The organism is Streptomyces sp. NPDC040589 (genome assembly GCF_055594445.1).
On record NZ_JBVIWP010000004.1, the window covers coordinates 988,581 to 1,007,066 of the forward strand.

Annotated in this window: 14 protein-coding genes; 11 read left to right on the forward strand and 3 right to left on the reverse strand. The window is 71.4% G+C overall.

The window, feature by feature from the left end:
• Positions 1–34 precede the first annotated feature (34 nt).
• A complete protein-coding gene (locus ACZ58V_RS22395) occupies positions 35–370 on the forward strand; it encodes a hypothetical protein (protein ID WP_468198279.1) in 336 nt (111 codons plus the stop codon).
• Between the two features lie 7 nt (positions 371–377).
• On the opposite strand, the gene ACZ58V_RS22400 is transcribed toward ACZ58V_RS22395, so the two are convergent.
• On the reverse strand, positions 378–1,943 hold the full coding sequence (locus ACZ58V_RS22400; RefSeq protein WP_471291777.1) for a Na+/H+ antiporter: 1,566 nt from the start codon (positions 1,941–1,943) through the stop codon (positions 378–380).
• Between the two features lie 240 nt (positions 1,944–2,183).
• Here ACZ58V_RS22400 and ACZ58V_RS22405 point away from each other — a divergent pair, with 240 nt between their 5' ends.
• Positions 2,184–4,685, forward strand: coding sequence for a sensor histidine kinase (locus ACZ58V_RS22405; RefSeq protein WP_471291632.1), 2,502 nt, complete (start codon positions 2,184–2,186; stop codon positions 4,683–4,685).
• A 92-nt stretch (positions 4,686–4,777) separates the two neighbouring features.
• Here ACZ58V_RS22405 and ACZ58V_RS22410 read toward each other — a convergent pair whose 3' ends face one another.
• On the reverse strand, positions 4,778–5,308 hold the full coding sequence (locus tag ACZ58V_RS22410) for a hypothetical protein (RefSeq protein ID WP_468198283.1): 531 nt from the start codon (positions 5,306–5,308) through the stop codon (positions 4,778–4,780).
• Positions 5,309–5,541: 233 nt separating this feature from the next.
• Between ACZ58V_RS22410 and ACZ58V_RS22415 the strand changes: the two genes are divergently transcribed.
• The 7 genes from ACZ58V_RS22415 (at position 5,542) to ACZ58V_RS22445 (ending at position 15,539) form a co-directional block, all read left to right on the forward strand.
• Positions 5,542–7,407, forward strand: a complete 1,866-nt coding sequence (locus tag ACZ58V_RS22415) for an APC family permease (RefSeq protein WP_471291635.1) — start codon at positions 5,542–5,544, stop codon at positions 7,405–7,407.
• 225 nt (positions 7,408–7,632) lie between these two features.
• Positions 7,633–7,722, forward strand: coding sequence for a K(+)-transporting ATPase subunit F (gene kdpF, locus ACZ58V_RS22420; RefSeq protein WP_016434100.1), 90 nt, complete (start codon positions 7,633–7,635; stop codon positions 7,720–7,722).
• A gap of 7 nt (positions 7,723–7,729) precedes the next feature.
• Entirely contained in the window at positions 7,730–9,394 is a 1,665-nt protein-coding gene (kdpA, locus tag ACZ58V_RS22425; RefSeq protein ID WP_468198288.1) for a potassium-transporting ATPase subunit KdpA, read from the forward strand.
• Positions 9,391–11,523 carry a potassium-transporting ATPase subunit KdpB gene (kdpB, locus tag ACZ58V_RS22430; protein ID WP_471291638.1) on the forward strand — a complete coding sequence of 711 codons (2,133 nt, stop codon included), beginning with the start codon at positions 9,391–9,393 and terminating at the stop codon, positions 11,521–11,523. The genes kdpA and kdpB overlap by 4 nt, the downstream gene beginning before the upstream one ends.
• 5 nt (positions 11,524–11,528) lie before the next feature.
• Complete coding sequence (locus ACZ58V_RS22435) at positions 11,529–12,197, forward strand: potassium-transporting ATPase subunit C (protein ID WP_471291640.1); 669 nt, start codon at positions 11,529–11,531, stop codon at positions 12,195–12,197.
• Between the two features lie 112 nt (positions 12,198–12,309).
• Positions 12,310–12,993 carry a response regulator gene (locus ACZ58V_RS22440; RefSeq protein ID WP_471291642.1) on the forward strand — a complete coding sequence of 228 codons (684 nt, stop codon included), beginning with the start codon at positions 12,310–12,312 and terminating at the stop codon, positions 12,991–12,993.
• A gap of 2 nt (positions 12,994–12,995) precedes the next feature.
• Positions 12,996–15,539: a DUF4118 domain-containing protein gene (locus ACZ58V_RS22445; protein ID WP_471291644.1), complete on the forward strand. Its 2,544-nt coding sequence runs from the start codon at positions 12,996–12,998 to the stop codon at positions 15,537–15,539.
• A 297-nt stretch (positions 15,540–15,836) separates the two neighbouring features.
• Here ACZ58V_RS22445 and ACZ58V_RS22450 read toward each other — a convergent pair whose 3' ends face one another.
• Positions 15,837–16,406, reverse strand: a complete 570-nt coding sequence (locus ACZ58V_RS22450; protein WP_471291779.1) for a universal stress protein — start codon at positions 16,404–16,406, stop codon at positions 15,837–15,839.
• Positions 16,407–16,673: 267 nt separating this feature from the next.
• On the opposite strand from ACZ58V_RS22450, the gene ACZ58V_RS22455 reads away from it, so the two are divergent.
• Entirely contained in the window at positions 16,674–17,012 is a 339-nt protein-coding gene (locus ACZ58V_RS22455; protein ID WP_468198299.1) for an SAV_915 family protein, read from the forward strand.
• A gap of 14 nt (positions 17,013–17,026) precedes the next feature.
• The gene (gene lysA, locus ACZ58V_RS22460) at positions 17,027–18,352 is read left to right on the forward strand and encodes a diaminopimelate decarboxylase (RefSeq protein ID WP_471291646.1); all 1,326 of its coding nucleotides are present in this window, start codon (positions 17,027–17,029) and stop codon (positions 18,350–18,352) included.
• Positions 18,353–18,486 lie beyond the last annotated feature (134 nt).

Below are 18,486 nucleotides of genomic sequence, written 5' to 3' on the forward strand. Positions count from 1 at the left end.
TTCGCCGGGGCTGGGCAAGTACAACATCACCTTCGTGGGGGAGCGGGACGCGGCGGAGCGGACGGTCGAGGCGTACGCCGTCTACCAGCGCGACGACCGCAGGATCCGTGCACTGGTCGCTGCCGGGAAGGAACGGGAGGCCACCGAGTTCTGCATGGACTGGGAACCCGGCACCTCCAACGCGCACTTCGGGGCCTGGATGACCGCCCTGGACAAGGTCACGGACATCAACCGGGCCCACTTCACCGCGTCCGTGCGGGCGGGCCGGTCGGCGGTGAGCGGGCTGCTGCCGTGGGCGACGGGACTGCTGCTCGCGGCGGCGGTCCTCACCGCGCTCGGGCTGCGACCGCGGCTGGCCGAGTTCCGCTGAGCGCCGTTCAGGCGTCGGCCAGCCGTGCCTCCTCCAGGTCCAGGGACCGCTGGAGCCTTCTGCGGGTCGTGTCGCTGATGGTGTGGTCGTCGTAGAGGCGTTGCAGTTCCGTTGCCTCCACGACGATCAGGTCGCGGCGCAGCTGGCGGTAGACGAGGTCGGCGGAGCCGGACGGGCCGGTGTCCTCGTTCAGGCGGTCGCGGGCGTTGTCGAGGCGGGCGGTGAGGCCGCGGCGGAGGCGGTCGAGGACGACGTCCGGTACGGCCTCCAGTTCGGCGAGTTCGTCCAGGCGCCGGATGCCCGCGTCGGCCAGGCGGCAGCGGGCGGCGGCTTCCTCACGCTCCGTGTGATCGGGCTCCAGGGCGATGCCGGAGCGGCGTACGACGGGGGCGAGGGTGAAGCCCTGGACGACGAGGGTGACGACCACGACGGAGGTGGTGAGGACGAGGACCAGTGGACGGTCGGCCAGGGCGGCGCCCGCCTTCGTGGTCTCCGGGATCGAGAGGGCCGCCGCCAGCGGTACGACACCCCGGGTGCCGGCCCAGGTCAGCACCAGCGGCACCCGCCAGTTCATCCGCTGGATGCCGCCCTTGCGCTGCACGACCGCCGACAGCGGCGCCAGCCACAGCAGCCGAACGGCGATTAGCGTGGCGGCGACCGCGAGGGCGTAGAGCGGCCAGGCCCGGTCGCCGTCGTCCAGGGCCCGGACCTGCGCGGGCAGGGCCAGCCCGATGAGGGAGAACACGACGCTCTCCAGCAGGAACACCACCGTGCCGTACACGGCGTGCAGTTGGAGGCGGATACGGGCGTTGGTGAGCCGGTCGCCCCGGCCGCCGAGGACGACACCCGCGACCACGACCGAGGTGACGCCGGAGGTGTGGGCGGCCTCCGCGAGGACGTAGGCCGCGTACGGGGTGACCAGGGAGATCACCGTCTCCAGGACCGGGTCCTCGGTGCGCCGCCGGATCAGCGCGACCACCCCGGCGACCGCGGCACCGATGACCGTGCCGCCGCCCGCCAGCACGGCGAACTCGGCGCCCGCCGCACCCCAGCCGGCCGCCGCCGACGCCACCGCCACGCTCACCGCGACCCGGAACAGCACCAGCGAGGTCGCGTCGTTGAACAGGCTCTCCGCCTGGACGAGGACCTGCACCTTCGGTGGCAGGGACAGGCGTCTGCCGAGCGCGGTCACGGCCACCGGGTCGGTGCTGGCCAGCACCGCGCCCAGCACGAACGCCATCTGCCACGACAGCGGCGTGATCCGGGACGCGACCCAGCCGACGGCCGCCGCCGAGGCCAGCACCAGGCCGATGGACAGGACACCGACCGGCTTCCACACGGCCTTCAGCTCACGCCACGACATGTCCTCGGCACTGGCGTAGAGGAGGGGCGGCAGCACGACCAGGCCGATGATCTCCGGGCTGATCTCGATCTGCGGGGTGCCCGGCAGCAGCGCGACGGCGAGACCGGCGACAACGAGGAGGGAGGGTGCGGGGATGCGCCGGCGGCGGGCGAAGGTCGCCACCAGGGTGGCCAGAACCACCAGTGCCAGAACCGTGCCTACGCCGCGCATGCCGACCGTCCCCCAGGGGGCCTCGAAGAGAGCCACCGTGGCTCCCCGGCCGACCAGACTTCCCGGCACACCGCCTTCACCCTATCCGGCCAGGGGACGTCAAGTCAGTGTCAAGGTCCCCGGAACAGGCGCCAAGAAAGCGCTAACAAGCGCCCCGGCCGCCCGCCGGACGCGCTTCGGTAGGAGAAGCAACCCGCCTCCTCAAGGAGTTGAGCCAGTGAGCGGAGCGCGTCGGCGGCGATGAGTGGTGACGTACGGCCCGGACGACTGAAGGTCTACCTCGGGGCTGCCCCGGGAGTGGGCAAGACCTACCGGATGCTCGACGAGGGGCGGCGCCGGGCCGCCCGTGGCGCCGATGTCGTGGTCGGCTTCGCCGAGTGCCACGGCCGGCCGCGCACCGAGGCCATGCTGGACGGTCTGGAGACCGTCCCCCGGGCCCGCTGCGACTACCGCGGCGGGCGGTTCGAGGAGATGGACCTCGAAGCGGTGCTGGCCCGCCGCCCACAGGTGGCGATCGTCGACGAGTTCGCCCACAGCAACGTCCCCGGCGGCGGCCGCAACGCCAAGCGCTGGCAGGACATCGAGGCGCTGCTCGCCGCGGGCATCGACGTGATCACCGCGCTGAACATCCAGCACCTGGCCTCCCTCAACGACGTGGTCGAGAAGATCACACGGGTGCCGCAGCACGAGACGGTGCCCGACGACGTCGTACGGCGGGCCACGCAGATCGAACTCGTCGACATGCCGCCCGAGGGGCTGCGGCGGCGGATGGCGCACGGCAACATCTACGCACCCGAGAAGGTCGACGCGGCCCTCGCCAACTACTTCCGGCCAGGCAACCTGACCGCCCTGCGGCAGCTGGCCCTGCTGTGGACGGCCGACCGGGTCGACGAGGCGCTCACCAGCTACCGCGCCGAGCACTCCATCGGCGGGGTGTGGGAGACCCGGGAGCGGGTCGTGGTCGCGTTGACCGGCGGTCCCGAGGGGGACACGCTGATACGGCGGGCCGCCCGGATCGCCGCCCGGTCGGCCGGGGGCGACCTCCTCGCCGTGCACGTGGCCCGCAGCGACGGGCTCGCCGCCGGGGTCTCGCACGCCTCGCTGGCCCGGCAGCGGCGGCTGGTGGAGGATCTCGGCGGCAGCTACCACTCCGTCGTCGGCGACGACATCGCCACCGCCCTGGTGGACTTCGCCCGCGCCGAGAACGCCACCCAGCTGGTGCTGGGCACCAGCCGCCGGGGCCGTCTGGAACGGTTCCTGACCGGGCCGGGCACCGGGGAGACCGTCACCGAGCTGTCCGGCGACATCGACGTCCACCGGGTCACCCACGAGCGCGCCGGACGCGGCACCCTGCTGCCGTCCCGCCGCCGGACCCTGTCGACCGGGCGGCTGGTCGCGGGCCCCGTGGCCGGGCTGGTGCTGCCGGTGCTGCTCACCCTCGTCCTGGACCGGCTGCGTGGCTCTCTCGATCTCACCAGCGAGGCGCTGCTGTTCCTGCTCATGGTGGTGGGCGTGGCCTGCATCGGCGGGGTCGCCTCCGCGCTGATCGCGTCGGTGACGGCGTCCCTGCTGCTCAACTACTGGTTCATCCCACCCATCGGCGCCTTCACCCTCGACGACCCCAACGCCCTGATCGCGCTCGGGGTGTTCGCGGTGGTGGCCGCGACGGTGGCCGCCGTCGTCGACCGCTCCCTGCGGCTGTCCCGCCGCTCGGCCCGCGCCACCGCCGAGGCCGAGACCATGTCGTCGCTGGCGGGCAGCATCGTGCGCGGCGGCGCGACCATCCCCGCCCTGCTCGAACGCACCCGCGAGACCTTCGGCATGGACTCGGCGGAACTCGTCGACGAACCGCCCGACGGTGAGGGAGCCACCGCCGTGCCCGCCGGCCCGGGCGCGTACCTGGTGCTGCGCGGACGCACGCTCTCCTCCTCCGAGCGACGGGTGCTCGCCGCGTTCGCCGCACACGTGGGCTCCGCCGTCGAGCGGGCCCGGCTCGCCGAGGCGGCGGCCGAGGTGGAGCCCGTGAAGGCCGCCGACCGGATGCGTACGGCGCTGCTGCGGGCGGTCGGCCACGACCTGCGCACCCCGCTCGCCGCCGGCTGGGCCGCCGTGACGTCGCTGCGCAGCCGGGACGTGGAGTTCAGCCCGGAGGACCGGGACGAACTCCTCGCCACCGCTGACGAGTCCATGGCCAAGCTCAGCCGCCTGGTGGAGAACCTCCTCGACCTCAGCCGCCTGGAGGCCGGCGTCCTCACCCTGAACCTGCGGGCCACGGCCCTGGAGGAGGTCCTCCCGATGGCGCTCGCGGAAGCGCCGGAAGCCGAGGCCCGGGACATGGAGGAGATCCCCGCCGTACTGGCGGATCCGCCCCTGCTGGAACGGGTCGTCGCCAACCTGGTCGGCAACGCCGCCCGGCACACCCCGCCCGGACAGAAGGTGCTGGTCACCGCCAGCGCCCTCGCGGGCCGGGTGGAACTGCGGGTCGTCGACCGGGGACCCGGCCTTCCCGCCGACGGCCGGGAGCGCCTCTTCGAACCCTTCCAGCGGCTCGGCGACACGGACAACACCACCGGCCTCGGTCTCGCCCTGGCACGCGGTCTGACCGAGGCGATGAACGGCACCCTCACCCCCGAGGACACCCCGGGCGGCGGCCTGACGATGGTCGTGTCACTGCCCTGCGCGGAACAGACCGGGACCACTCGGCCCGAGGGGACCCCGCACCCTGTGGTGCGCCGGGCGTAGGAAGTGTCCGGCGAGCACCGGAACCAGTACCCGGCGGGATGCCTCATGACAGGACCGCCCGGGCGGCGCGGGACGGCATGACCGCGAAGGCGTCACTCCAGCCCCGAGGCCCTGAACACCGCCTGGGAGGTCTCGTGCTCGACGCGCCGGGAGAGGCGGCGCAACGCGGTCGCCCCGCACAACAGCGTGCCCTCGGCCACCGCCTTCCGGGCCGCCGCCTGCACCCGGAACCACAACTGCGGGTTCCTCACCAGCACTTCGGGGTCGATCTCCACCCGGCCGCCGAACGCGTCCCGCAGCACGAGCCGCTGGGAGAGGCCGTCCAGACAGCGCACGGACACCAACAGGTCGGTGCGGACCCGGCGTTCGCGCAGCAGCCACCGGGACGACAGCCAGTCCGTACCGGCGCGGACACGGGCCGGATACAGCGCGAGGAAGAGCAGCAGCGCCAGGGCGACCCACAGGGCGCCGCGCCCGAGCGTGAGCCTGCCTGTGCCCCAGTCGAGCAGGAGGAGCAGAGCGAGGAGCACACCCGCCCAGCGCACCGAGTCCCGTACGTCCCGAGCCCAGCGGAGGTCATGTGCCGTACCGGCGGTCTCACACGCTGCGTCGCGGGGTCCCATGCCGCTGACGCTAGGGATGCGTGGGTCCGGCACGCATCCCTTTTGACGGGACTCTGATGCCGCTGTCACCCAGGTCGCCCGCACCCCCGTCAAGGTCCCGTCAAAGTCGCCCGCTCCGGCGCGAAGAAGCCGCCAAGAGCGGTCGGCCGCGGCTGGAAACGGACAGACCCTGAGTGCACCGCGCACGCCTCAGCCCTCGTGCGCGGCCCCGAATGCAGAAGGAGTACGCACCGATGTCCGTCCTGACCATCGAGCCGGGCGCGACCCCCGCCGACGAAGAGCCGCCCGATACCGGCGAACGCCACCGGCTCACCGCCGTCACGGGCCTCGCCGCCCTGTCCCTGGACGCGATGGCGTCGGTGGCGTACGGGCCCGAGGCGATCGTCCTCGTCCTCGCCGCCGCCGGGGCACACGGACTTGGTTTCACCCTGCCGGTGACGCTGGCCATCGCGGGCCTGCTCGTCGTGCTGGTCGCCTCGTACCGGCAGGTGATCGCGGCCTTCCCGGACGGCGGCGGGTCGTACGCCGTCGCCAAGACGCACCTCGGCGCGCGCACCAGCCTGGTGGCCGCGGCCTCCCTGGTCCTGGACTACGTCCTGAACGTAGCCGTCGCCGTCACGGCCGGAGTGGCCGCCCTGACCTCCGCCTTCCCGGCCCTCTACGACGACCGGCTGTGGCTCTGCCTCGGCGTGCTCGTGCTGATCACCGCGGTGAACCTGCGGGGCATCGTCGAATCCGCCAGGGTTTTCATCGTGCCGACCGTGGTGTTCGTCGGCTCGGTCCTCGTGCTCATCGCGGTCGGCCTGTTCCGGTCCGGGCCGGTCAGCACGGTCACCGCGGACGGCCACGCCTCCGTGCTCGCCGACAACGCCACCACCGTGGGTGCCCTGCTCCTGCTGAAAGCTTTCGCCTCCGGGTGTGCCGCCCTCACCGGCGTCGAGGCCATCGCCAACGCCGTCCCCTCCTTCCGCGTCCCACGCGTCAAGCGCGCCCAGCGGGCGGAGGTCGCCCTCGGCGCCGTCCTCGGTGTGATGCTGATCGGCCTGTCGGTCCTGATCGGCCGCTTCCACCTCCAGCCGGTCGAGGGCGTCACCGTCCTCGCCCAGCTCGCGGACGCCTCGCTCGGCCACAATTGGGCGTTCTACGTCATCCAGTTCGCGACGATGATCCTGCTCGCGCTCTCGGCCAACACCTCCTTCGGCGGGCTGCCGGTGCTGCTGAAGCTGCTCGCTCGGGACAACTACCTGCCGCACGTGTTCGCCCTGAAGGCCGACCGCCAGGTCCACCGCCACGGCGTCCTCGCCCTCGCCCTCGTCTCGGCCGCGTTGCTGGTCTTCTCCGGCGGCGACACCAACACCCTCGTCCCGCTGTTCGCCATCGGCGTCTTCGTCGGGTTCACCATCGCCCAGGTCGGCATGGTCCGGCACTGGCGGCTCGAACGCCGGGAGGGCGGGCGGGAGAAGGGGAGCCCGGGATGGCGGGGCAAGGCGCTGCTGAACGGCTTCGGGGCCGCGCTCACCGGTGTGGCTACGGTCGTCGTCACGCTGGAGAAGTTCCAGGAGGGCGCCTGGCTGATCGTGATCGCGCTGCCGCTGCTGGTGGCGGCCTTCGGCGCCGTCCACCGCGCGTACGGCCGGATCGGCGAGGGGCTCGGTCTGGGCCGTATCCCCGAGACCCCGCACCGTGAGCGCTCGCTGGTGATCGTGCCCGTCTCGTCCCTGTCCCGGCTGACGTCGGAGGCCCTGACCGCCGCCGCCTCCCTCGGCGACGAGGTGCGCGCGGTCACCGTGTGCTACCCCGATGCCGAGGACCGGGCCGCCCTGTACGCCCTGGAGCGCTCCTGGGCCGAGTGGGACCCGGATGTGCCGCTGGTCCGGCTGTCCTGCGAGCGGCGCTCCCTGGGCCGCCCCATCGCCGCCTACGTTCATGAGGTCATGGCCTCGGAACCGGCCACCCGGGTGACGGTGCTGATCCCGGAGGCCGAGCCGGAGCGGCTGTGGCAGCGGCTGCTCCAGAACCAGCGGGGCGCGGTCGTCGCGCACGCCGTGCGGCGGGAGACGGACGCCGTCATCTGCCGGCTGCGCTTCCGCCTGCTGTGAGGGCCCTGGGGGCGGGGCCGTAAGAGTCCCGTCAAAGGTGTGAGGGCCGCCGTAAGGGACTCGTCAACGGCCGGTCGATTCCGGCCAGGGGCGGGGTTTCCTCTATCTGTCCGTATCTCTTCCGAACCTCTTCTAGGAGTTCGCGATGGCCGATCTGGCCTTCGTCGTCACCACGATCGCGCTCTTCGCGCTGGTGGCTCTCGTCGCCAAGGGGGTGACGAAGCTGTGACCGCCGAGAACATCGTCGGCCTCGTCGTGGCCGTCGCCCTGCTGGGCTATCTCGTCCTCGCCCTGATCTTCCCGGAGAGGTTCTGAGACACAGATGGGTCCCGTACTCGCCGGCGTCCTCCAGCTGCTCGCCCTCATAGGCGCACTGGCGCTCGCCTACATCCCCCTCGGCAACTACATGGCCAAGGTCTACTCCTCCGACAAGCACTGGCGTGTCGAGAAGTGGATCTACAAGGGCATCGGTGCCAACCCGGACACCGAGATGCGCTGGCCCGCGTACCTGCGCGGAGTGCTCGCCTTCTCGGCCGTGGGCGTCCTGTTCCTCTATCTGCTCCAGCGCCTGCAGGGGGTGCTGCCCGGCTCGCTGGGCTTCTCCGCGATCGACCCGGACCAGGCGTTCAACACGGCCGTGTCGTTCGTGACGAACACCAACTGGCAGTCGTACTACGGCGAGCAGGCCATGGGACACGTCGTGCAGACCGCCGGTCTGGCCGTCCAGAACTTCGTCTCCGCGGCCGTCGGCATCGCCGTCGCGGTGGCGCTGGTGCGCGGCTTCGCCCGCTCGCGGACCGGTGAGCTCGGCAACTTCTGGTCCGACTTGGTACGTGGCGTGGTCCGCATCCTGGTGCCGCTGTCCGTGGTCGCCGCGATCGTCCTGGTGGCGTGCGGTGCCATCCAGAACTTCTCCGGCATCCACGAGGTCGGCCAGTTCATGGGCGGGCAGCAGCAGTGGAACGGCGGCGCGGTCGCCTCGCAGGAGGCCATCAAGGAGATCGGCACCAACGGCGGCGGCTACTTCAACGCCAACAGCGCCCACCCGTTCGAGAACCCGACGCCGTTCACGAACCTCTTCGAGATCTTCCTGCTCCTGGTGATCCCGTTCGCGCTGACCCGCACCTTCGGCATCATGGTCGGCTCGATCAAGCAGGGTTACGCGATCCTCGCGGCCATGGGCACCATCTGGGTCGGCTTCATCGCGCTCATGATGTGGACCGAGTTCGCCCACCACGGCCCGGCGTTCCAGATCGCGGGCGGGGCGATGGAGGGCAAGGAGACCCGTATCGGGGTCGGCGCCTCGTCGATCTTCGCGGTGTCGACCACCCTGACCTCGACCGGCGCGGTGGACTCCTTCCACTCGTCCTTCACCGGTCTCGGCGGCGGCATCACCATGCTGGGCATGCAGCTCGGCGAGATCGCGCCCGGCGGTACCGGATCCGGCCTCTACGGCATGCTGATCATGGCGATCATCGCGGTGTTCATCGCCGGGCTCATGGTCGGCCGTACGCCCGAGTACCTGGGCAAGAAGATCGGCACCCGCGAGATCAAGTTCGCGGCCTGCTACATCCTCATCACCCCGGCGCTGGTGCTCATCTTCACCGCGGCGGCGATGGCGCTGCCCACCCCGGGCAACTCGATGACGAACTCGGGGGCCCACGGCTTCTCCGAGATCCTCTACGCCTACTCCTCGGCCGCGAACAACAACGGTTCGGCCTTCGCCGGTCTGAACGCCGACACGCAGTGGTTCAACACCACGTTGGGTCTGGCCATGGCGCTGGGCCGGTTCCTGCCGATGGTGTTCGTCCTGGCGCTGGCCGGTTCGCTCGCCGAGCAGAAGCCGGTGCCGGCGACCGCGGGCACCCTGCGCACCGAGAAACCGCTGTTCACCGGCCTGTTGGTGGGCGCGGTCCTGATCATCACCGGTCTGACGTACTTCCCGGCCCTGGCGCTGGGTCCGCTGGCCGAGGGGCTGGCGTCATGACCACCCGTATAGAGAAGTCAGAGGACTCCATGTCCACAGCCACCCCGACCCGGGCGCCGCACAGCGACGCACCCACCGGGCACAAGTCCCCCGAGGGCCGTGTCGGCGCGGGCCTCTTCGACCCCAAGCAGCTGCTGAAGTCGCTGCCGGACGCCTTCCGCAAGCTCGATCCGCGGGTGATGGTCAAGTCGCCCGTGATGTTCGTGGTGTGGATCGGCTCGCTGCTGACCACCGTCTTCTCCTTCAAGGAGCCGGGCGACTGGTTCGGCTGGACGATCAGCGCCTGGCTGTGGCTGACCGTGGTCTTCGCGAACCTGGCGGAGGCGGTCGCCGAGGGCCGCGGCAAGGCGCAGGCGGACACCCTGCGCAAGGCCAAGACGGACACGGTGGCGCGGCGGCTCGTCGGGGAGCGGGAGGAGCAGGTGCCCGGCACCGCGCTGACCATCGGTGACCTGGTCGTGTGCGAGGCCGGCGACATCATCCCGGGCGACGGTGACGTCGTCGAGGGCGTCGCGTCGGTCGACGAGTCGGCGATCACGGGTGAGTCGGCCCCGGTCATCCGGGAGTCCGGCGGTGACCGCTCAGCCGTCACCGGCGGTACGAAGGTGCTGTCCGACCGCATCGTCATCAAGATCACGACGAAGCCCGGCGAGACCTTCATCGACCGGATGATCAACCTTGTCGAGGGCGCGGCCCGGCAGAAGACGCCGAACGAGATCGCGCTGAACATCCTGCTCGCCTCGCTGACGATCGTCTTCCTGCTCGCGGTGGCGACCCTGCCCCCGTTCGCGGACTACGCGGGCACCCACCTGACGATGGTCGTCCTGGTGGCGCTGCTCGTCTGCCTCATCCCGACCACCATCGGCGCCCTGCTCTCCGCGATCGGCATCGCGGGTATGGACCGCCTGGTTCAGCGCAACGTACTGGCCATGTCCGGAAGGGCAGTCGAGGCCGCCGGCGACGTCTCCACGCTGCTGCTCGACAAGACCGGCACCATCACCCTCGGCAACCGCCAGGCCGCCGAGTTCGTGCCGGTGAGCGGGGTGACGGAGGCGAAGGTCGCCGACGCCGCCCAGCTCTCCTCCCTGGCCGACGAGACGCCCGAGGGCCGCTCCATCGTCGTACTGGCGAAGGAGAAGTACGGCCTGCGCGAGCGGCAGCAGGGCGAGTTGGCCGGTGCCGAGTGGATCGCCTTCACCGCCCAGACCCGGATGTCGGGCGTGGACGTGGACGGACGCAAGATCCGCAAGGGCGCGGCCGGTTCGGTCATCACCTGGGTCAAGGAGCAGGGCGGCACGGTCTCCGACGACGCCGACACTCTCTCCAACCGCATCTCCGAGGCGGGCGGTACCCCGCTGCTGGTGGCCGTTGAAGACACGGAAGGCGCCCGGGTGCTGGGCGTCATCCACCTCAAGGACGTCGTCAAGGAGGGCATGCGGGAGCGGTTCGACGAGCTGCGCCGCATGGGCATCAAGACCGTCATGATCACGGGTGACAACCCGCTGACCGCCAAGGCGATCGCCGAAGAGGCGGGCGTCGACGACTTCCTCGCGGAGGCCACCCCCGAGGACAAGATGGCCCTCATCAAGCGGGAGCAGGCCGGCGGCAAGCTTGTCGCGATGACCGGTGACGGCACCAACGACGCGCCCGCGCTGGCCCAGGCGGACGTGGGTGTGGCCATGAACACCGGTACCTCGGCCGCCAAGGAGGCCGGGAACATGGTGGACCTGGACTCCAACCCCACCAAGCTCATCGAGATCGTCGAGATCGGCAAGCAGCTGCTGATCACCCGGGGTGCGCTGACGACGTTCTCCATCGCCAACGACGTCGCGAAGTACTTCGCGATCATCCCGGCGCTGTTCGCGGCGGTCTACCCGGGCCTGGACAAGCTCAACATCATGGGTCTGTCCTCGCCGGACTCCGCGATCCTGTCCGCGGTCATCTTCAACGCGCTGATCATCATCGCGCTGGTGCCGCTGTCGCTGAAGGGCGTGCAGTACCGGCCGGTGAGCGCGGACAAGATGCTCCGGCGCAACCTCACGATCTACGGCATCGGCGGCCTGATCGCGCCCTTCATCGGCATCAAGCTCATCGACATGCTCATCTCCCTCATCCCCGGGATCGGCTGAAGGCCATGAACAACTCCGTTGCGAACACTGCCCGGTTGATGGGCGCGGGTCTGCGGGCGCTGCTCGTGCTGACCCTGGTGACCGGCGTTATCTACCCACTGGTCGTCACCGGCATCGCGCAGGCCCTGTTCAACGACAAGGCGAACGGCTCCGAGATCAAGTCGGACGGCAAGGTTGTCGGCTCCTCGCTCATCGGGCAGTCGTACAACCTGCCGCTGAGGAAGGGCGAGGAGACCGCGTCGCCCGACCTGAAGTGGTTCCAGGGCCGCCCGCAGAACGGCCTCGGCACCAACAGCGTCAACACGCAGTACTCGCTGATCCTGTCCGGTGCCACCAACCGTTCCGGTGACAACGCCGACCTGATCGCGTGGGTGAAAGCCGCCAAGGCCGCCGTCGTCAAGGACAACTCGACCGCCGACTACAAGGTCAAGGCGTCCGAGGTCCCCGCCGACGCGGTGACGTCCTCCGGCTCCGGCCTGGACCCGGACATCTCCCCGGCCTACGCCGACCTCCAAGTCCACCGGATCGCCGAGAAGAACGGCCTTACCGCGGCCCAGGTGCGGAAGCTGGTCGACGAGCACACCACGGGCCGCACCCTCGGCTTCATCGGGGAGCCTCGGGTGAACGTCCTGGAGCTCAACATCGCGCTCAAGGCACTCGTGGCCAAGAGCTGATGGCGTTACACGACCCACAGGGGAGTCGGCGGCCCGGACGACCGGGTGCGCCGACTCCCGCAGTCATGAAACGGGTACGTCCCCACGACGTACGACAGGAAGGCGCACGCCGATGACACGGGTGCTGGTGGTGGAGGACGACCCGCAGCTCGTACGGGCCCTCATCATCAATCTCCAGGCACGCCGGTACGGGGTCGACGCGGCCCCCGACGGTGCCACCGCGCTGCGGCTCGCGGCCGCCCGGCAACCCGATGTCGTGATGCTCGACCTGGGCCTGCCCGACATGGACGGCGTCGAGGTCATCAAGGGCCTGCGCGGCTGGACCCGGGTGCCGATCCTGGTGCTGTCCGCCCGGCAGGCGTCCGAGGAGAAGGTCGCCGCGCTCGACGCGGGCGCCGACGACTACGTGACCAAGCCGTTCAGCATGGACGAGCTCCTCGCCCGGCTGCGGGCCGCCGTACGACGCACCGAGGACGTGCCGCTCGCCACCGGGACGACGCTGGTCGAGACGGCGGACTTCAGCATCGACCTGCTGGCCAGGAAGGTACGCAAGGACAGCCGAGACGTACGCCTCACGCCCACCGAGTGGCACCTGCTGGAGATCCTGATCACCAACCCGGGACGGCTGATCACGCAGAAGCACCTGCTCCAGGAGGTCTGGGGCGTCACCCAGGGCAACAAGACCAACTACCTGCGGGTCTACATGGCCCAGCTGCGGCGCAAACTGGAAGCGGACCCCGCCCACCCCCGGTACCTCATCACCGAGCCCGGCATGGGCTACCGCTACGAAGGATGACCATGGCACGCGGCAAGCTCCGGATCTACCTCGGCGCGGCACCCGGCGTCGGCAAGACCTACGCGATGCTGTCCGAGGCACACCGCCGGGTGGAACGCGGCACCGACTGCGTGGTCGCCTTCGTGGAGCACCACCGCCGGCCGCGGACCGAGGTGATGCTCCACGGCCTGGAGGAGATCGCGCGCCAGGAGATCGAGTACCGCGGTTCGGTGTTCACGGAGATGGACGTGGACGCGGTCCTCGCACGCCGCCCCGGCGTGGCGCTCGTCGACGAACTCGCCCACACCAACGTCCCCGGCTCCCGCAACACCAAGCGCTGGCAGGACGTGGAGGAACTGCTGGCCGCCGGCATCGACGTCATCTCCACGGTCAACATCCAGCACCTGGAGTCCCTGGGTGACGTGGTCGAGTCGATCACCGGGGTACGGCAGCGCGAGACGGTCCCCGACGAGGTCGTACGCCGCGCCGACCAGATCGAGCTCGTCGACATGTCCCCGCCGGCGCTGCGGCGGCGGATGGCGCACGGCAACATCTACAAGCCGGACAAGGTCGACGCGGCCCTCTCCAACTACTTCCGGCCCGGAAACCTCACCGCCCTGCGCGAACTGGCCCTGCTGTGGGTGGCCGACCGGGTGGACGCCTATCTGACCGAGTACCGCAGCGAACACCAGGTCTCCACCATCTGGGGCTCGCGCGAGCGGATCGTCGTCGGCCTGACCGGCGGTCCGGAAGGACGGACGCTGATACGTCGGGCCGCCCGACTCGCGGAGAAGGGCGCCGGCGGCGAGGTGCTGGCCGTCTACATCTCCCGCAGCGACGGCCTCACCGCCGCCTCCCCGAAGGAACTGGCCGTCCAGCGCACGCTGGTCGAGGACCTCGGCGGCACCTTCCACCACGTCGTCGGCGAGGACATCCCGGTCGCGCTGCTCGACTTCTCGCGCGGGGTCAACGCCACCCAGATCGTGCTCGGCGTCTCCCGCCGCAAGGGCTGGCAGTACGTCTTCGGCCCCGGCGTCGGCGCGACGGTCGCCCGGGAGTCCGGGCCCGACCTCGACGTGCACCTCATCACCCACGACGAGGCCGGCAAGGGGCGCGGACTCCCGGCCAACCGGGGCGCGCGTTTGGGCCGTTCCCGCGTGATCTGGGGCTGGCTGGTCGGCCTCGGCGGCCCCGTGCTGCTGACCTGGCTGCTGAGCAGCGTGGCCCTTGACGTCGGGCTCGCCAACGACATGCTGCTGTACCTGACGCTGACGGTCGCGGCCGCCCTCCTCGGCGGGCTCTTCCCCGCCCTGGCCTCGGCGGTGGCCGGTTCCCTGCTGCTGAACTGGTACTTCACCCCGCCGATCCACACCTTCACCATCGCCGATCCGAAGAACATCGTCGCCATCGCGATCTTCGTCGGGGTCGCCGTGTCGGTGGCCTCGGTGGTGGACCTCGCGGCCCGCCGCACCCACCAGGCGGCGCGGCTGCGCGCCGAGTCGGAGATCCTCTCCTTCCTGGCCGGGAACGTGCTGCGCGGCGAGACCAGCCTGGAGGAACTGCTCGAACGGGTCCGCGAGACCTTCGGCATGGAATCCGTGGCGCTGCTGGAACGCGAGAGCGAGGTGCTGCCCTGGACCTGTGCCGGGAGCGTGGGCTCGCGTCCCTGCGCGGTTCCCGACGACGCGGACGTCGACGTACCGGTCGGCGACCACATGGCGCTCGCGCTGACGGGACGGGTGCTGCCGGCCGAGGACCGCCGGGTCCTCGCGGCCTTCGCCGCACAGGCCGTCGTGGTCCTGGACCGGCGGCGCCTCCAGGAGGAGGCCGACCAGGCCCGCGCACTCGCCGAGGGCAACCGCATCCGGACGGCGCTCCTGGCCGCCGTGTCGCATGACCTGCGCACCCCGCTGGCCGGCATCAAGGCCGCGGTCACGTCCCTGCGTTCGGACGACGTCGAGTGGTCGCAGGAGGACCAGGCGGAACTGCTGGAGTCCATCGAGGAGGGCGCCGACCGCCTCGACAACCTCGTCGGCAACCTCCTCGACATGTCCCGCCTCCAGACCGGCACCGTCACCCCGATCATCCGCGAGACCGACCTCGACGAGGTCATCCCGATGGCGCTCGGCGGCGTCCCCGAGGACAGCGTCGACCTCGACATCCCCGAGACCCTGCCCATGGTCGCCGTCGACCGGGGGCTGCTGGAACGGGCCGTCGCCAACGTCGTCGAGAACGCCGTCAAGTACAGCCCGCCGGGCGAGACGGTCCTGGTGTCCGCGAGCGCCCTCGCCGACCGCGTCGAGGTGCGCGTGGTCGACCGCGGTCCGGGCGTCCCCGACGAGGCCAAGGACCGCATCTTCGAACCCTTCCAGCGCTACGGCGACTCCCCGCGCGGCGCCGGCGTCGGCCTCGGCCTCGCGGTCGCCCGGGGCTTCACCGAGGCGATGGCCGGCACGATCCACGCCGAGGACACCCCGGGCGGCGGCCTCACCATGGTCCTGTCCGTACGCACGGCACCACAGCGCCGACCCGAGCAGCCGGATGTGTCGGCGGCGGCCACGTCCTGAGGGTGGGGGAGACCGAGTTCTCGGGTGTGCCCATGTCCCGCCCGCGGGCACACCCTGCCTTGGCCCAGGCGCCGGGCGGCACGCTCGCGGCACCGGAGACCGCCGGTCACGGCCGTGCTGTGCGTCTGGTGGCGTCCTGGCAGTGGCTGAGTCCTGGCTGAAGCCGCCTTCGGCTGGGCGGCGGGTCCTGGGTGTGCCGTCGTGGCGGCCCGAGTGTGGTCACGTCGGCAGGCTTGGGGTGGCCGGTGTGTCCGGTGCGGGCCCTCGTGCTGAACGGCGGCGCGGCGTCGTATGCCGTCAGGCGTCGGGTGGCACCCGTGCGAACTCCCTTTCCATCCGCCCCGTGTCCAGCCGCAGCCGCCACGCGTTGCGCCGGTGTGCGGCGGCCAGCGCGGGCTGTAGCGGAGACGGCGGCAGCACGAGGACAGGACAGCCGGCGTGGCTGAGGCAGTAGCGGCCGACCGACGGCCACAGCGCGCGGTGCGCCAGGCCGCGCCGTCCGGCACCGAGCACGAGGAGGTCGTCCTCCTGGTCGGCTGTGGCGACCAGCGCCCGGCTCGGCGTACCGCGTGCGATCACGGCGGGCAGGGGGAGCCCGGCGCCGTCCTCGCCGAACACGTACCGCAGGGCGTCGAGCAGCCGCTCCCGCGCCATCCGCTCCCAGTCCTCGACCAGGACGGCCGCTGCCGCGGACCGACGGGCGGAGAGCTCCCCACCGGGCGGTTCCCAGGCCGGCACCGGCCAGAGCACGGCACTGCGGCGCCGGGCTTCGACGGCCGCGAGGCGCAGCGCGACGAGGCTCCCGGGAGAGCCACTCACCCCCACGACCACACGGGCGGCGGCTGAGGACGGACCGGACTCGGACATCGCTTCCACGGCCCCATCACACCTCCGCGCCGAGGCTTTCGCACAGCCCCCGCGCCATTCCCTGACACACCTCTGACGACCCGTTCCGGGCCCTCACCCCGGTGCGTCAGCGTCCCGTCAAAGTCGTCCGGCTGATCGTCAGCGTCCCGTCAGGACCCATCCGACCCCCGGGTACCCCGGGCATAACGTCGATCGCAAGCCCCGGTCCGCCTCCCCGCGTCCGGGGTGCTCCAGACCACCCGACCAGCGCCTTCCAGGAGGCACTTCATGGCGGAACTCCTCTACGACGACGACCCCGAGCCCTCCGATCCGTCCCCGGCCGGACCCCTGTACGTCCCGGTCCGGCCGGGCCCCTCCGGCTGTGCGGCCCGGCTCTTCCGCACCCCGCTCGGCGACCGTACGGCCGTCGGCTTCACCTCCGAGCGTCGACTGACCGGCGCCCTCGGCCCCGACCAGCCGTGGATCCGCCTCGCCGAGCCCGCCCTGCGCGCACTGACCGCCCCGCTCGGCGTCACGACTCTCACGGTGGACCCGCGGTTCACCGCCCCGGCCCCGGTGCCGGTCGTCCAGGTGCCGTCCGAGCCGCCCGTACTGCGAACCGTCTGAAGGGGGAGAAGACGATGACCACGGTTCACGAACCCACCACGACCGCCGAGTTGACGGTGTGGCCGGCCTCGACCACCGAACCCGTACCCGGCGGCCTGACCGTCGGCGGCGTACCGCTCGCCGAGATCGCCGACCGCTTCGGCACCCCCGTCTACGTCCTCGACGAGGCCGAGGTCCGCGACCGCTGCCGTACCTACCGGGACGCCTTCCCCGACACCGAAGTCCTGTACGCGGCCAAGGCGTTCCTGTGCCGGGCCATGGCGCACTGGGTCGAGGAGGAGGGCCTCGGCCTGGACGTCTGCTCGGCCGGCGAACTGGAACTCGCCGTCACCACCGGCTTCCCGCCGGAGCGGATCACGTTGCACGGCAACGCCAAGACACCCCGCGACCTGGACACCGCCCTGCGGCTGGGCGTCGGCCGGATCGTCATCGACAGCCCCTCGGAGATCGCGCGCCTGGCCGCGGCCGTGGGCCCGGGCGGTCACCAGAAGGTGATGGTCCGGGTCGTCCCCGGCATCAGCGCCGGGGGCCACGAGAAGATCCGTACGGGCACGGACGACCAGAAGTTCGGTCTGTCCATCGCCGACGGCTACGCCCAGCACGCCATCGCCCGCATACTCGACCAGCCGCAGCTCGAACTCACCGGCCTGCACTGCCACCTGGGATCGCAGATCACCAGCGTCAAGCCGTATCTGGCGGCCGTGCGGCGGATCGTGGGCCTGATGGCACGGCTGCACGATCGGCACGGCCTGGTCCTGCCCGAACTCGACGTCGGCGGCGGCCACGGCATCGCCTACCGACCCGGCGAACCGGCCCTCGACCTCACCGCCCTGGCCCGCAGAGTCCGCACGGAACTCGCCGAAGCCTGCACCACGGCCGGTCTCCCCGTCCCCCGCCTGATCATCGAACCGGGACGGGCGATCGTGGGTCCGGCGGGCATCGCCCTGTACCGCGTACTCGCCGTCAAGCACACGGGTGAAAAGACGTTCGTCGCGGTGGACGGCGGCATGAGCGACAACCCCCGCCCCGCCCTGTACGGCGTCCGCTACGCCCCGCGCCTGATCGGCCGCCACAGCGCCGCGGCCCCGGCCCCGGTGACCGTCGTGGGCCGCCACTGCGAGGCCGGCGACATCCTGGCCGCCGACGCCGAACTCCCCGCCGACGTGCGCCCCGGCGACCTGCTCGCCGTACCCGTGGCCGGCGCCTACCACCTGTCCATGGCCTCCGGCTACAACCTCGTCGGCCGCCCGCCGGTGACCGCCGTACGCGACGGACTCGCCCGCCTCCTGGTCCGCCGCGAGTCCCTGGAGGACATCCGCAGCCGGGACGTGGGCCTGTAGCGGTCCGACGGACGGCAGGCGTCAGAGACCTTCGCGACGACCGGCGGCTTCCCGAAGAAGGGCAGCACGTCTGCTCGGCCGCGGCGAGGGCTGCCACGGGTCCGGCCCGGTCCGCGGGCAGTGTCAGCCGTAGA

What these genes read in the sequence shown, in the direction of transcription:
- ACZ58V_RS22400 (WP_471291777.1), bottom strand. Translation starts at nt 1,943, where the DNA reads ATGCGCGGCGTAGGCACGGTTCTGGCACTGGTGGTTCTGGCCACCCTG.
- ACZ58V_RS22405 (WP_471291632.1), top strand. Translation starts at nt 2,184, where the DNA reads ATGAGTGGTGACGTACGGCCCGGACGACTGAAGGTCTACCTCGGGGCT.
- ACZ58V_RS22410 (WP_468198283.1), bottom strand. Translation starts at nt 5,308, where the DNA reads ATGGGACCCCGCGACGCAGCGTGTGAGACCGCCGGTACGGCACATGAC.
- ACZ58V_RS22415 (WP_471291635.1), top strand. Translation starts at nt 5,542, where the DNA reads ATGTCCGTCCTGACCATCGAGCCGGGCGCGACCCCCGCCGACGAAGAG.
- kdpA (WP_468198288.1), top strand. Translation starts at nt 7,730, where the DNA reads ATGGGTCCCGTACTCGCCGGCGTCCTCCAGCTGCTCGCCCTCATAGGC.
- kdpB (WP_471291638.1), top strand. Translation starts at nt 9,391, where the DNA reads ATGACCACCCGTATAGAGAAGTCAGAGGACTCCATGTCCACAGCCACC.
- ACZ58V_RS22435 (WP_471291640.1), top strand. Translation starts at nt 11,529, where the DNA reads ATGAACAACTCCGTTGCGAACACTGCCCGGTTGATGGGCGCGGGTCTG.
- ACZ58V_RS22440 (WP_471291642.1), top strand. Translation starts at nt 12,310, where the DNA reads ATGACACGGGTGCTGGTGGTGGAGGACGACCCGCAGCTCGTACGGGCC.
- ACZ58V_RS22445 (WP_471291644.1), top strand. Translation starts at nt 12,996, where the DNA reads ATGGCACGCGGCAAGCTCCGGATCTACCTCGGCGCGGCACCCGGCGTC.
- ACZ58V_RS22450 (WP_471291779.1), bottom strand. Translation starts at nt 16,406, where the DNA reads ATGTCCGAGTCCGGTCCGTCCTCAGCCGCCGCCCGTGTGGTCGTGGGG.
- ACZ58V_RS22455 (WP_468198299.1), top strand. Translation starts at nt 16,674, where the DNA reads ATGGCGGAACTCCTCTACGACGACGACCCCGAGCCCTCCGATCCGTCC.
- lysA (WP_471291646.1), top strand. Translation starts at nt 17,027, where the DNA reads ATGACCACGGTTCACGAACCCACCACGACCGCCGAGTTGACGGTGTGG.